12 protein-coding genes are annotated in these 14,729 nt (G+C 40.2%); 5 read left to right on the forward strand and 7 right to left on the reverse strand.

Annotated elements, in window-relative coordinates; translation table 11 throughout:
• Nucleotides 1–34: 34 nt before the first annotated feature.
• Together D7322_RS09980 and bglX are read left to right on the forward strand one after the other, a co-directional pair.
• Nucleotides 35–1,420, forward strand: coding sequence for a glucoamylase family protein (locus D7322_RS09980; protein ID WP_121123773.1), 1,386 nt, complete (start codon nt 35–37; stop codon nt 1,418–1,420).
• Between the two features lie 196 nt (nt 1,421–1,616).
• Nucleotides 1,617–3,893, forward strand: coding sequence for a beta-glucosidase BglX (gene bglX / locus D7322_RS09985; protein ID WP_121123775.1), 2,277 nt, complete (start codon nt 1,617–1,619; stop codon nt 3,891–3,893).
• Between the two features lie 67 nt (nt 3,894–3,960).
• On the opposite strand, the gene D7322_RS09990 is transcribed toward bglX, so the two are convergent.
• Nucleotides 3,961–5,328: a sulfatase-like hydrolase/transferase gene (locus tag D7322_RS09990; protein ID WP_121123777.1), complete on the reverse strand. Its 1,368-nt coding sequence runs from the start codon at nt 5,326–5,328 to the stop codon at nt 3,961–3,963.
• Nucleotides 5,329–5,620: 292 nt separating this feature from the next.
• Nucleotides 5,621–6,607 carry a hypothetical protein gene (locus D7322_RS09995; RefSeq protein ID WP_147430360.1) on the reverse strand — a complete coding sequence of 329 codons (987 nt, stop codon included), beginning with the start codon at nt 6,605–6,607 and terminating at the stop codon, nt 5,621–5,623.
• A 249-nt stretch (nt 6,608–6,856) separates the two neighbouring features.
• Between D7322_RS09995 and D7322_RS10000 the strand changes: the two genes are divergently transcribed.
• Entirely contained in the window at nt 6,857–8,200 is a 1,344-nt protein-coding gene (locus D7322_RS10000; protein ID WP_121123781.1) for a cytochrome ubiquinol oxidase subunit I, read from the forward strand.
• A 5-nt stretch (nt 8,201–8,205) separates the two neighbouring features.
• Nucleotides 8,206–9,282, forward strand: a complete 1,077-nt coding sequence (gene cydB, locus D7322_RS10005) for a cytochrome d ubiquinol oxidase subunit II (RefSeq protein ID WP_121123783.1) — start codon at nt 8,206–8,208, stop codon at nt 9,280–9,282.
• Nucleotides 9,283–9,299: 17 nt separating this feature from the next.
• On the opposite strand, the gene D7322_RS10010 is transcribed toward cydB, so the two are convergent.
• From D7322_RS10010 to D7322_RS10030, 5 genes are all read right to left on the reverse strand, one after another.
• Entirely contained in the window at nt 9,300–9,923 is a 624-nt protein-coding gene (locus tag D7322_RS10010) for a response regulator transcription factor (RefSeq protein ID WP_121123785.1), read from the reverse strand.
• A gap of 14 nt (nt 9,924–9,937) precedes the next feature.
• Nucleotides 9,938–11,857: a sensor histidine kinase gene (locus tag D7322_RS10015; protein ID WP_183078660.1), complete on the reverse strand. Its 1,920-nt coding sequence runs from the start codon at nt 11,855–11,857 to the stop codon at nt 9,938–9,940.
• A 284-nt stretch (nt 11,858–12,141) separates the two neighbouring features.
• Nucleotides 12,142–12,714 (reverse strand): NADPH-dependent FMN reductase, encoded by a 573-nt coding sequence (locus D7322_RS10020; RefSeq protein WP_121123788.1) that lies wholly within the window; start codon nt 12,712–12,714, stop codon nt 12,142–12,144.
• Between the two features lie 6 nt (nt 12,715–12,720).
• Nucleotides 12,721–13,212 carry a DUF2480 family protein gene (locus D7322_RS10025; protein WP_121123790.1) on the reverse strand — a complete coding sequence of 164 codons (492 nt, stop codon included), beginning with the start codon at nt 13,210–13,212 and terminating at the stop codon, nt 12,721–12,723.
• A 45-nt stretch (nt 13,213–13,257) separates the two neighbouring features.
• Nucleotides 13,258–13,881: a superoxide dismutase gene (locus tag D7322_RS10030; RefSeq protein ID WP_121124100.1), complete on the reverse strand. Its 624-nt coding sequence runs from the start codon at nt 13,879–13,881 to the stop codon at nt 13,258–13,260.
• 197 nt (nt 13,882–14,078) lie between these two features.
• Between D7322_RS10030 and D7322_RS10035 the strand changes: the two genes are divergently transcribed.
• Nucleotides 14,079–14,705 (forward strand): helix-turn-helix transcriptional regulator, encoded by a 627-nt coding sequence (locus D7322_RS10035; protein WP_121123792.1) that lies wholly within the window; start codon nt 14,079–14,081, stop codon nt 14,703–14,705.
• Nucleotides 14,706–14,729: the final 24 nt, after the last annotated feature.

Raw genomic sequence — 14,729 nt, forward strand, 5'->3', positions numbered from 1 at the left:
TGAACATTTTTTAAGACTTTAAACAATACTATCCATGAGAAATCGAATAGCATATACTTACTTAACTGGTATTGCTTTGGCCCTTCTTCTCAGCAGTTCATGCCGAAACACTTCCTCCGTCAGTACTGAGAATGCGTCCAACGGTGATTCTATAAGCCACCCTATTATCAATGAAGATTCTTTGTTAACAAATATCCAGCAACAGACCTTTCAATATTTCTGGGAAGGTGCCGAACCAACATCGGGATTGGCACGTGAACGTATTCATATGGACGGTGTCTACCCTGAGAATGATCGTAATGTTGTGACGATCGGTGGTAGCGGTTTCGGTCTTATGAGCATGATTGTCGCCATGGAACGTGGATTTATCAGCCAAGAACAAGGGGTTCAAAAGTTGGATCACATCATGAATTATTTGGGCAAAATCGAACGATTCAAAGGCGCATGGGCACATTGGTATGATGGCGAACTGGGTACAGCCAAGCCTTTTAGTGAAAAAGACAATGGCGGAGATATTGTTGAAACTGCGTTTCTAGCACAAGGCTTACTGACGGTTCGCGAGTACCTGAAGGACAAAAGCGATGCGGCCAAAGCCGTTGCACAAAAAGCAGATAAACTCTGGAAAGAAATCGATTGGAATCACTATACAAATGGACAGAATGTGCTTTATTGGCACTGGAGCCCTAAATTTAACTTTCAGCAAAACCATCCAGTCAGAGGGTATGATGAATGTTTGATTACCTATATTTTGGCAGCTTCTTCTCCCTCCCACCCTATTGCTCCCAGTGTATACCATGAAGGATGGGCAAGATCTGGCGGGATTAAAAGCACGGCTAAAAAATATGATATTCCGCTAGCAATTAAACAGAATGCTAAAGAAGGCGAAGTAGGCCCTCTTTTTTGGGAACACTATTCTTACTTGGGATTAAGCCCAAAAGGCCTAAAAGATCAATATGCTGATTATTGGGAGGTAACCAGCAATCATGTCAAAATAAATTTAGCTTATGCCAAGCTCAACCCTAAAGGTTATAAAGGCTATGGGGCCGACAAAGGCTGGGGCTGGACAGCCAGTTATTCCATCAAAGGCTACGATGCACACCATCCGGACAACGATCCCGGCGTAATCTCGCCAACAGCAGCCTTGTCTTCCATGCCCTACACTCCGCACGAAAGTATCCAATTTGCGCAATACCTAAATAATCAATTGGGCGATAAAGTTTGGGGCAAATATGGCTACTATGATGCCTATAGCGAAACTGCCAACTGGTTTCCGCAACGTTATCTCGCGATCGATCAGGGACCTATTGTTGTCATGATCGAAAACTACAGAACAGGAAAAATCTGGGACTTATTCATGCAAGCACCGGAGATTCAGCAGGGATTGAAAAAACTTGGTTTTACGAGTCCCTATCTAAAGTAGTGGTTAATTTGGAATCATTTTTAATCTGTCACACGTTGAAAATGGTTCCACCCACGAAAATATAAAAATTATCAACAACGGGCTCGATAATCTACCTCAAGCTTATTTTATAAATAAATATTACAATCAGCAACCAAATCAGGTGTTATGCGCTCAATTAAAATATTTAGTTCATAACGTATAAAAAAATAATACAATGAAAAAAGTAGTAGGAACATTCCTTCTTGCATTTCTAGGCTGGCATGTAAGTCCCGCACAGTCAACTCAAAAAATGGATGAGTTCATTAACCAGCTTATGGCCAAGATGACAGTCGAAGAAAAGATCGGGCAGCTAAATCTTGTTACTGGCGGCGAGGCGACAACTGGAACAACGGTTTCCACAGACGTGGAAGCTAAAATTCGAAATGGCCAGATTGGAGGTATCTTTAGTATGAGTACACCATCCAAAATTCGTAAGACCCAAGAAATTGCAATCAAGCAGTCCAGACTCAATATCCCGATTATCTTTGGGATGGATGTCATACACGGCTACCGCACTGTTTTTCCTATTCCATTGGGACTTGCAGCTACATGGGATATGGGCTTAATTCAACAATCTGCCCGCATAGCGGCAGAAGAAGCGACAGCAGATGGCATTAATTGGGCATTTTCGCCGATGGTGGATATTTCCAGAGACCCGAGATGGGGACGTATTTCCGAAGGCGCAGGTGAAGATACTTACCTAAGTTCAAAAGTTGCTGAGGCTATTGTCCATGGCTTCCAAGGGGATAATTTAGCAGCACACAACACGATGATGGCCTGTGTCAAACATTTTGCACTCTACGGCGCAGCAGAAGCCGGACGGGACTATAATAGCACGGACATGAGCCTCCATCGCATGTACAATGAATATCTACCGCCTTACAAAGCAGCTATAGATGCCGGAGCCGGCAGTATAATGACCTCCTTCAACGATATTAATGGCGTACCCGCATCAGCCAACAAATGGTTGATGACCGATGTGCTACGCAAGCAGTGGGGTTTTAAGGGCTTAGTTGTAACAGATTATACGGCGGTCAATGAACTCACAGCGCACGGCCTCGGCGATTTACAACAAGTCTCAGCATTAAGCCTGAACGCAGGTATTGACATGGATATGGTGGGCGAAGGTTTTCTCACAACACTGAAAAAATCGCTTGACGAAGGCAAGGTTAAACTCGCTGATATCGACAGAGCTTGTCGTTTTGTGTTGGAAGCAAAATATAAATTAGGACTATTCGAAGATCCATACCGTTATTGTAATGATCAGCGTGCGAAAAGTGTGATAGGTTCGGCTGCCAATCATGCTAAAGCAAGAGAAATTGCCGCTAAATCATTCGTTTTGTTGAAAAATGAAAATCAGATTCTTCCGTTAAAAAAAACGGGCACAGTTGCCGTCATTGGCCCTTTAGCCAATTCAGGAGCGAATATGCCGGGTACCTGGAGCGTGAGTGCAGAATTAGAGAAAACAGCATCATTAGTAGAAGGGATGAAGGCGGTGCTGGGTAATAAAGTAAATATCCTCACACATCTTGGAACTAATCTGCTGGAAGATTCTACCTACCAAAAGCACGCGACAATGTTTGGGCGTACAATAGTAAGAGATCCTCGGAAAGAAGAAGAAATTATCGCAGATGCCGTAAAAATTGCTCAACAATCAGATGTTGTTGTTGCTGCGCTTGGAGAATCTTCAGAAATGTCCGGAGAAAGCTCAAGCCGCTCCGAGCTGGACATACCTAAAAATCAACAAAATCTTTTGAAAGCATTATTGGCGACCGGAAAGCCAGTCGTTCTTGTCTTATTTACCGGTAGACCGCTTACGCTTACTTGGGAGGATGCTCATGTACCTGCAATATTAAATGTTTGGTTTGGTGGATCGGAAACAGGAAAAGCAGTTGCTGACGTACTATTTGGTGATGTTGTTCCTTCAGGTAAAATTACAGCGACCTTTCCTAGAAATGTGGGGCAAATTCCGATTTATTATGCACATAAAAATACAGGAAGACCCTATGGCAACTCCGGGGATTTTGAAAAGTTTAAATCGAATTATTTAGATGTTAGCAATTCCCCACTCTACCCTTTCGGTTATGGATTGAGTTATACGAGCTTTGCTTATGGAGAGATTCAGCTAGATAAAAACACATTGGATAACGACGGTACCATTCAAGCACGCATTGATATTAGCAATACAGGTCATTACGACGCAGAGGAGACCGTTCAATTATATATCCAGGACCTAGTTGGTTCTGTCACCCGCCCGGTTAAAGAATTAAAAGGTTTTCAAAAGATATTTCTGAAGAAAGGCGAAGTCAGATCCGTGAAATTTGATATTCAACTTAAAGATCTCAAGTTCTTCAATAATGATCTTAATTATGTTGCTGAACCGGGGGATTTTAAAATTTACATTGGCCCCAATAGTCGAGATGTTAAGGAAGTTTCCTTCAAACTGCTTTAAGCTAAAACAGTTAAAAAAAAGCGATACCTTCAGAGGTGTCGCTTTTTTTAAAAATTTGATTCATCTTTTACTTCATATTCCCATCAAATCCCTCGAATAATGTTCGAAGTTCTTGCGCTATCTCCGGATAATCCATTATGATATTTGTTCTTTCGCTTGGATCCCATGCAATATTATGTAATTCTTCTACCGCATCATAAGGTTTTCCAGATATCTGATTGACGCCAGCTGGTATACGCCTATATTTCCAATCTCCCGACCGGACAGCTTCAACATGACCGTAGTTTACCAAAAATATCGGGCGATGTGCTGTTTTTAGATCTTCCGCTTTACCATTTAGTAAGGCATCTATCGACTGACCGTCGATATTTTTTTCTGGAAGAGGGGCCCCTGTCCATTTTGCTATCGTTGGCAACAGATCCAGATTACTTATTGCTTGTCTAAGCACCTTACCTTCCTGTGCATATCCTTTTCCGTATACGATGAATGGAACACGAACCCCACCTTCAGTAGTTTCAGCTTTCGACCCTTTAAATACACCGGCTGTGCCTACATGCCAGTTTTTGGTGGCATGGTCGTCCGACATCCGTGAAGGATAGGCAATCCAGGGACCGTTATCACTTGAGAAAATCAAAATCGTATTCTCCGCCAATCCTTTTTTCTCTACGGTCTTCCAAAGCTCGGCAAAATTATGGTCTAACTCACGCATGACTGCTCCTAACGGGCCTGCATTCTGCTGATCGGCAGACTTATTGTTTTTGTTGGCAAAAGCCAATGGAAGATGTGGGTAATTGTGCGCGTAATATAAAAAGAATGGATGATCTTTATCCTGATTTTCTATAAAATCGACTGTTTCTTTATGGTATAAGGCACTTAAATCCGAATCATCGGGCGATATGACCTCTGGCTTCCTATTTCTAAAAATTTTTATGACTGAATCTGTTTTTACATAAGGGTCACGATAATCATGGCTATATAACATACCATAAAAAAAATCGAATCCTTGCTTATTGGGATGATGATAAGCTTGTTTATCGCCAAGATGCCACTTACCGATCAGACCTGTCCGATAACCTACCTTTTTTAGCAGCTCGGCAATGGTTTCTTCTTCATCAGGTAGTCCGAGATTTGATCCCGGGCCAATTGGCGCCGGTAGATTATAACGAGAAGCATATCGTCCGGTTAGCAACGATGCCCGAGAAGGGGTACAAGAGGGGGTTGACACCATAAAGTTTGTTGCCCGCACACCTTTGCTGGCAATAGAATCCAAAAAAGGGGTTGAAATATTCGGGCTCCCATAGCAGCCGAGGTCACTATACCCTAAATCATCTGTAAGAATCAGAATTATATTGGGCCTCTTAGTTTGTGCATTAACAGATGTAGCTAAGAGAAGAAACATGGTCATTGCCATGAAAAGTTTGGTATACCGGATCATGATAGCATTATTTAATTGGAAACATTGTCGCAATATAAGAAAATACGAACAAGTGCCAGCGCCAATCGAAAACTTGTTTCTATTTTGAAGACATTGAGGGAGGCGAGCGCCCCCCCCTAATGCCAATTTGAGAAAAGATAAGGGAAATTATCTCTCACAAATATAAAAGATATTTCAATATAATCTACCAATTCAATAGACATTATTAAAAACACGGAAAAAATTAGATATCCTATGAACAAAAAAACTCCCGCCACGCTAATTATCAGCAATTTAAAAGTTTCTTAGATATTTATTTGAGGGACTGAAGATAGCGTTTAATTAGGATTATACCTTCCTCATGAAGTACAGTGGTTCCCTTTTGAGGCATGTGCATCTCACCCAATACCGACATTCGTCCAATAATTTTTGCCTGTTTAAGCCAGATTCCAGTTTCGTTAATCGGGCTTTCGAATCTAAGATCCAGCATAGTCATATAGGCTGTTCCCATAGGGTTATGGCAATGTGCGCAATTCACCTCCAGATAGGCTCTCGCCCTGTGCGCAGTAGATTGGCTAAGGTCATCGTAGCTAGGTAGCGAACTTAGTTTTCCCAATAGTTGAATATCTAGTATATCTTTACGTTTCAAATATTCCAACTGCTGGATTGTATCACGGTACCGAAAGACTACCCGATTTAAATTTCTGATCTTTGGACCTATAGGTAGTATGCGATCTCCCTGGCGATGACAGGCAATACAATCTTTGCGGGAAGGAATAATATAATTTGTCTGCCTTTTTACGCTTTTACCATCCAAAAATAAAACGGGGACCGCTGCGCTGTCGGTTAATAAGAAAGCTTCATCTTGAGTCGAATTCCATTGATAGGTCGCGGCATTCCATTGCCCATTTTCGTTGATCAGAAGACGTGTTTCCAACAATAACAATTTTGATTTCTGCGGATTGGCGCTTTGCGGGTAGAAAAAAGTTTTGGCGATAATGGTACCATTCGGAAAATTTGGTAATCCATCGTCCGATGCAACTATCTTCTTTCCTTTCGGAAGAAAAATAACACGTCTTTTGTCGGCGTAGTCCGTAAACAATGCAGAAGCTAATTCGTAAGAAGTACCTTGGTCGTTGGGAACAAGATCAGCTATTTTTCCTTTAAACAATCCATATTCGGATAATTTATCCCGAAATGTGACATTATCCTTCGCAACTTTTCCCCTGTCCTTATTGTTGAGTACAATAAAAAGTATAGGTATCAGCAAAACACCCATTAAAATTAACGCTTTTTTCATGTCTCCGATATTCCTCGTCCTTTTCGCTATTTTCCATTACGTGGACGAAGATAAGACAAAAAAACAGACTTATTAAACGGCTATTTTATCCGGTCGATCGCTGATCTATTTTCTTGTTTAAATGACAAGGGAACCACGGTTTATTTTATTGATAATATTACATTTTGTCAAAAAAATAAAGCGCATTAAGGGGGCGGCACGACAAAAAAATGGTTATATTTAAATGTCATTAACCAAAACTTCGGATCCATGGAGGACATGATTCTTTATAATCGGCTTCAATTTGCCTTTACAATCACATTCCACTATCTATTTCCCCAATTGACCATGGGATTATCATTGATGATTGTATATTTCAAATGGAAATTTCTACAGACTCACAATGAAGATTACAACAATGCTTCAAAATTCTGGATGAAGATCTTTGCGCTCAATTTTACAATGGGTGTGGTGACGGGGATTCCAATGGAGTTTCAGTTCGGAACAAATTGGGCAAAATTCTCTGAACTTACCGGTGGAATTATTGGACAGACTTTGGCAATGGAAGGAATGTTTTCATTTTTTCTAGAATCCTCTTTTTTGGGTATGTTTCTCTTTGGAGAAAAATTACTCGGTCACAAATTTCACTTTCTCGCAGGATTGATGGTATTCATTGGCTCCTGGGCCAGTGGCTTTCTGATCATTGCCACGCATTCCTGGATGCAGCACCCTGTGGGTTATGAAATTCTTGAAAACGGGAAGTTCGTACTGAACAACTTTAGTTCATTGTTTACCAACCCGTGGTTATGGCCGTCTTATCTCCATAATCAAGCGGCATCCTTAGTAACAAGTTCTTTTTTTGTTGCCTCCATCGGAGCTTTCTATCTCCTAAGCGACAGACATAGCAAATTTGGAAAGATATTCGTTAAAAGTGGCGTTGTCTTTGGCGCCATTTCATCCATTATGCTTGCATTCCCAACAGGCGATCTTGCCGCCAAAAATGTGGTTAAATACCAACCTGCTGCATTTGCAGCCATGGAAGGTATCTTTAAAACAGAGAAGGGCGGATCCGAAATTATCCTGATCGGCCAACCTGATATGGAAAACAAAAAACTTGATAATAAAATTGCTGTTCCAAATGTCTTAAGTTTCCTGACCTACCAACGCTGGGATGCTGAAATAAAAGGACTAAACGAGTTCGACGACTCATTACATCCCACGAATGTTCCCGGACTTTATTATAGCTATCATATCATGGTAGGTCTAGGTACAATATTTATCGGAATAATGGTATTGGGCAGTTTCCTGCTTTGGCGAAATAAATTGTATCAAAGCAAATGGTTGCTGTGGATTATTATGTTTATGATTCCTTTTCCTTATATCGCCAATACGGCAGGCTGGTATACATCCGAACTAGGACGACAACCTTGGTTGGTATACAATCTAATGCGTATGGTAGATGGCGTATCGCCCACGGTATCTTCTGGTAATACGTTATTTACCTTATTGGGATTTGTCGGACTTTATATTCTTTTGGGATTGTTGTTCCTTATGTTAGTATTGAAAATTATTCGAAAAGGCCCCGAGCCTCATACTCATATCGCTTTAAACTAATTGTCATGGAAATATTCTGGTTTGTTGTATTAACTTTCATGTTGGGTATCTATGTCGTCCTCGACGGTTATGATTTTGGAGCAGGAATTGTACATTTATTTTTTGCAAAGACCGAACAGGAGAAGAAGGCTGTAACAAATGCAATCGGTCCATTTTGGGATGCCAATGAAGTTTGGCTGATCGCATCTGGTGGAGTTTTATTTTTTGCTTTTCCCACACTTTATGCGTCATCTTTCAGCGGATTCTACCTCCCGCTTATGCTGGTATTATGGTTACTGATCTTTAGGGCAATAAGCCTTGAACTGAGAGGCCAAGTGCACCATAGGCTTTGGGAAGCCTTATGGGACAAAGCTTTTGGTCTGGCGAGCCTACTTCTTGCACTTTTTTTTGGAGCCGCTTTAGGCAATGTGGTCCGCGGTGTTAACCTCGGTATGGTCGAAAATGGCGTATCTACTCAGGAACCGCATTATTTCTTCTTAGCACTCTGGAATCCCACTTTTGATCCTCTGGCCGAGCATCAAGGCATTATTGACTGGTTTACAGTGATATTAGGTTTAGTGGCAGTCGTCACCCTGACTATCCATGGTGCGGGATGGGTCATATTAAAAACATCCAGTACTTTAAATAATCGGCTTAAAAATATCATATTTAAACTGAATTTCGTATTACTTGTATTGGTCATACTATCTGCTTATGTCTGGCATTATGTAAAACCAATCTCCTTAAATAATCTACAAAATCATTATTGGCTATGGATATTCCCGTTGATTGCAACGGTTGGCCTGCTGGGACAATTTTGGATCAGGACGTTCAAAAAAGATGGTACAGGTTTTATGTTCTCTTCCCTATTTATACTGGGAAGCTTTGCGACAACAGTGGCTTCTATGTTTCCGACCTTATTACCGTCAACCAATGAGGTAAACCCCTCGCTTACCATCCAAAATGCCGCAGCACATGAATATGGCCTATCCGTAGGTTTGGGATGGTTTATTTTTGCAGCAATTTTGGTCGTCGCTTATTTTATTATTCAATTTAGGGTCTTTAAAGGAAAACTGGATGATGTTGGCTATGGTGAACATTAAAACAATTATATGACATCTTAAAGACCTAATAATTTGTGCTTTAAGGCAAGTTGTACCAATTCGACCATATTTTTCACCTTAAACTTTGTCAAGAGATTACGTCGATGTGTTTCTACCGTAACAGGACTTAAAAACAGCTTCTCCGCAATCTGATTACTGGTATGACCATTGGATATCATAATTAAAATCTCTTTTTCCCTTCGTGTTAAATGTGGAAGATCTTCCATGGAAGTGACAGCTCCAGCATAAAGATCCTTTGCTTTATCACAGAGCGCTTCTTTTCCATTTAATCCAAGCTTTACACAACGAAGGAACTCTCCGTTGGACACATCTTTTAATATGTAACCATTTCCCCCATTTTGCATGAACTGAAAAATAAGATTACGATCTGCCAGATTACTCAGTGCAATAACCGGAATCATAGGAAACAACTTTTTAACCTGCAAACAGACGTCCAATCCGCTGGTATTCACAAGCTGCATATCCATAAGCACCAAATCTACTCTTGTACAATCCAAAAATTCGATCAATGATACTTCCTCCAGAAATGAATATACTTTATACCCGTTTTGGTTATTGAGAAAAGACGTTACGCCTTCCAATAATAAAGGATGGTCATCTAATATGGCAATAATTTTCATACATTAGTTTTTAACTAAACACTTACTCCTATTTCAATCTGCGTACCCGATCCAAGTTTGCTCTGCATATCAATAGATCCATTGATCCACTTGATTCTGTTGACCATATTATTTAATCCCATTCCATAATTTGCCGCGGAAGAATCAAACCCTTTTCCATTGTCTTCTATCAAAACCTGCAATATTCCCTGTGATTTACTTACCTGAACAATAATAAGATCTGCATCCGCATATTTCAATGCGTTTGAGATCGCTTCCTGGACAATCCGATAGATTGCCAACCCTTTTTGAAAGTCCAGACGTACTTCGTCCTCATAATTTTCAAATTGGATCTGAACCTTATTATTTCTCATCGAAAGACATAATTGCTCCAATGCTGCTATCAGACCAAATTGCCGTAATGACTCGGGCATCAGATTATGCGATATCCGTCGAACTTCACCCAAAATATCGTTCAGTTTGTGCGGTAATTCCTTCGTCAAATCGAATTCGCCTGCCTGCTCTCCAGCGATCTTAAACTTTAATCCTGTCAACATTCCGCCAATACTATCGTGCAGATCCTGTGCGATACGCTGCCGTTCCTGCTCTTCAGCTTTGAGCATGGACTCGGAAATTTGTAACTGCTTTTCCTTTGCCAATTTCTCTAAAGCAATCTCATGATTCATCTGGATCTGTCCATTCAGTTTCCGTTGTTTTCTATAGGAAAAGGTGACAAATAAAACAATGATTAAAAGTAAAATAGCAATACCTAAAACAAGAAAGATCTTTAATTGATTGCGATCTTTTTCTGCACGTAGGTTTAAAATCAATTTTTCTTTTTCTATACTTTTGTATTTAGTCTCCATTTCGTTCATCTTCTCCAAAAGCTGGACCTTCTGAATACTATCGGCGAGCTTACCCGCCACATTGGACATCTTTAGTGCCTCTTTGTAATCCCCCATCAATTCATTCACAGCAGCCAATTGGCTATAAACAATTTTACTGTTGGAAAGATCGCGTGTCAGCAAACCATTTTTTATGATCTCCTCCAGTGGTAATTTGGCTTCAGCATATTTTTTTTGCATCAAGTAGACATTAAACTTTCTAAACAGCATCATCTGGTAGAATTTCCAATTGTTCATTTTCTTCGACCAGCCCAAACCCATATCCAGCATACGTAACGCTTCATCTGTCAGTTGTTTTGTTGTAAAATAGAGCGCTTCATTATAATAATAATTGGGTAGCTGAGAAGAATTTGGATTTTTAGCTAAAAGGAATTTAGCTTTGTCCAATAGTAGTCTAGCCTCTTTTGATTTTACCTGATAACAATAGGTACTGACAGCATTTAGATAAGCTACCAATAGCGCAGTGCTTGCTGGTTGTTGTTCAAGCTGTTTAATCGCCAGCTGATGATATTCATCGGCTTTTGCCAATTGATTGGATGACATAAAGGTCATACCGATCATGGTATTTATTGCACCTTCCATGAGCGGGTCCTGTGCTTTGGCATAGGGCATACATTTACTATTGAGTATATCCAAAAAATCAGCAAATCCTTTTTTTGGAAATCGAATTAGGCCCAGATTATACCAGGCTTTAGCTAAGAGTTCCTGCTGAAAAGGCTGCTTAGCATTTGCCAGGATATCCACACATTTTTGAGCTTCGCCCCCCGCACGCTTACTATCTAAAAATTGGCCGTAGAAGAAGCTTTTGTAAAGTGCCGCCATGGCCTGAAGGCTTCTAAATGGTTTGGCCATTCGCTCCCCCTGCCGCATATTTTCCCAGAATTTCAATGTATCACGAAACCTGTAGTAATCTGCCAAATAGAAGTACTGTAGCGTTTTTACGCTGTCATCTGAAGTTGATTTCAATAACATTTCCGCATCGGTTCGATATTTCTCTTCATTTAAAGGCAGAAAACCTTGTGCATTCGTCGTCTGTACAGCAAAATGCATTGCACAACATACAATTAACTTTAACAAAACCCGACATTGTAATCCCATCTAATCAGATACCTTATAGAATATGAAACGATAAAAACAGTTTATTGCATTTTTTTGAGATGCGCCTCGTTAAATGTGTGATTCCCGAAAATTCGGCGGACACGAACTCTTCGGCACATGGTTCTTCAAAACTAAGCAATTTTAAAAACATATAAAGCACCTCAATGGAGATCGAGGTGCTTTATTATTACTGATGCAGCAATAATTTTTAAACTGCTTTTAGGAAAATACTATTTTCAGGAACGTCCCAACAGTGTTTCAAATACTGCTGCTCGTGTGGTTGCGATATTGATCAACAGGTCCAATTTACGTTTATAATCCGACGAGATCTCCTTAGAGCCTGTGTTTTCAAATAGTTCCCTTTTAACAATAGGTACACTAAAAGGTAAAGTCCATGCCCGTAATGATTTTGCTATTGCATCCATAGCGTTGATCCCTTGTAAAGCCTGTACACCATCCGCCCAACAAACCAGTCCTATATTTTTATCGGTGAGATATGCCGGACTGTTCTTTGCGCTTATCTCCAGCCAATCCAAACAGTTTTTCATTACCCCCGGCACACTTCCGTGATATAAAGGAGATAACCAAAAATGCACGTCTGCCTCCAGAAAGAGATTGTTCATGATCTTTACACTATTGGGTATCCTGCTGAGGCTTGTATCAAATAGTGGTATCCCACTATCCGCAAGGTTAAAAACACTATGCTCAACACCAAGCTGATTCAATCGTTCAGCGAAATAATTAGACAAGACTCCGGAAGTAGATTCTTGTCTCCGCTCCAAGGCGCCATTAAATATTAATGCTTTCATTGTTTCTTATGCTCTTTTAAAAATAACTTTTGGCATCCCGACCTCTCCGTACATCAATGTTGTAACAATCGGAATTAAGCGTGCAGCAGCTAACATATAAAGTGATTCTGGCATATTTGGCCTTGCCCTCACAACCACTTTTTGATCCTGATAATGAGACAAATCTGCCCGCTTCAAATTCTGGGTCCATAATTCCAGTTCCAATGCGCCCACACTTTTAAAATCGTAATAAGCCACATCAGTATGGAATTTATCGGCTAAAGCCATATAGATCCAGGGGGGGATGATGGCATCAACAGAACAAGTAAAAGCAACGGCTTTGCCTATAAAGGGTGTCAATTCCAATGCAGCAAGAGCCGCTTTAAACTCCTTTTCTTTGACGATTATTTCTTGGAAAAACAGTGTCTTGATGTCAAATTCTATAATTTCAAGTGTGGTTTTGAAATCAATGAGATCGAGCGCCATTATACCCGAATTTTCAACCTTATTTACAAACATATCTTTATGTAATTATCATCCCGGTTTGATGGAAATTTAAACCGATTAAATTAATTTACCGATGGTCTCTTCGTATTTTTTTTCGACTACAGACCAATCCAGGATAGACCAAAAAGCATCTAAATAATCCGCTCTTTTATTCTGATATTTCAAATAATAAGCATGTTCCCACACGTCAACACCTAAAATAGGTACTCCTCTACTCATCAATTGGGTGTCCATTAAGGGATTGTCTTGATTAGGTGTGGCAACGACGTCCAATGCACCATTGTACTTCACATAGAGCCAGGACCATCCAGAGCCAAATTGTCCAAGCCCTGCATTTTTTATCTTTATTTTCAACTCATCCAAAGAACCAAAAGTCGCTTCTATTTCTTTGGCCAGTCTTCCAGTGGGTACGATTTTTGGGACTGGAGATAAGATTTCCCAGAACAAAGAATGATTGTAATGACCGCCAGCGTTGTTCCGAATCGCAGGACCATACTGGCTTACCTGTGCCAAAAGGCCTTCTAATTCAACATTTTCCGTCGTTGTATCCAGTGCTTTATTTAGGTTATCAACATAAGCTTGATGGTGTCTCTGGTGATGGATAGTCATTGTTTCCTGATCAAAATAAGGTTCAAGCGCTCCATAAGGATAAGGTAAATCTGGTAATTGAAATTTGTTCATGATATTTTGAATTTTATTGTTTTTATAATAAGTCAAAGCTAAAGAATAGACTTTAATAAAACAACCAAAAAGTTGTTTTATTAAAGTCATAAAATTAATTATATCCTACAGATAGCTTAAAAAAAGGTCATTGTAACTACATGTAGAAAAAGTAGTATCTTTGTTCAGAAATATTAAAACAACTTTTTTATTGTCAAATGCAAAAAACACCTGCGGATAGAATATTGATGTTATTAAAAATGCGAGGTGAAGTTACCGCCGCCCAGGTTGCCACGGAGCTGTTGATCACAAAAGAAGGTGCCCGCAAACACCTCCTCAACCTTGCCAATCAGGGACTTATTGAATCCTATGCAAGAAGCGAGGGGATCGGTCGACCGTCTACCTACTATTGTCTTTCAGCCCTGGGACTATCAAAATTTCCGGATAGTCACGCTGATATTACTGTCCAGCTGCTTCAATCCATTAAACAATTGCTCGGCGAAAATGCACTGGATCTATTGATCACTGATCGTGAAACAAAAGTATACCAGCGGTATAAAAATGCATTATCTGGTATGGAGACGCTGGAGAAAAAACTTGATATGATGGCAACCAAGCGAACAGAAGAAGGATATATGGCAGAATGGAAAAAAGAGGCAGAATCCTACCTTTTCATTGAGAATCACTGCCCCATATGTGCTGCAGCAACAGAATGCCAAGGTTTTTGTCGTTCTGAACTTCACAATTTTCAACAACTAATCGGACCATCCTACACAATCAACCGGATAGAGTATATCATCGAAGATGGTACTCGTTGCACCTATCGTATTACCGAAAAAAAATAGTGTAACTTTTTCAGTTACTTCTTA

It is taken from the genome of Sphingobacterium puteale (assembly GCF_003627955.1).
GTDB classification, from domain to species: domain Bacteria; phylum Bacteroidota; class Bacteroidia; order Sphingobacteriales; family Sphingobacteriaceae; genus Sphingobacterium; species Sphingobacterium puteale.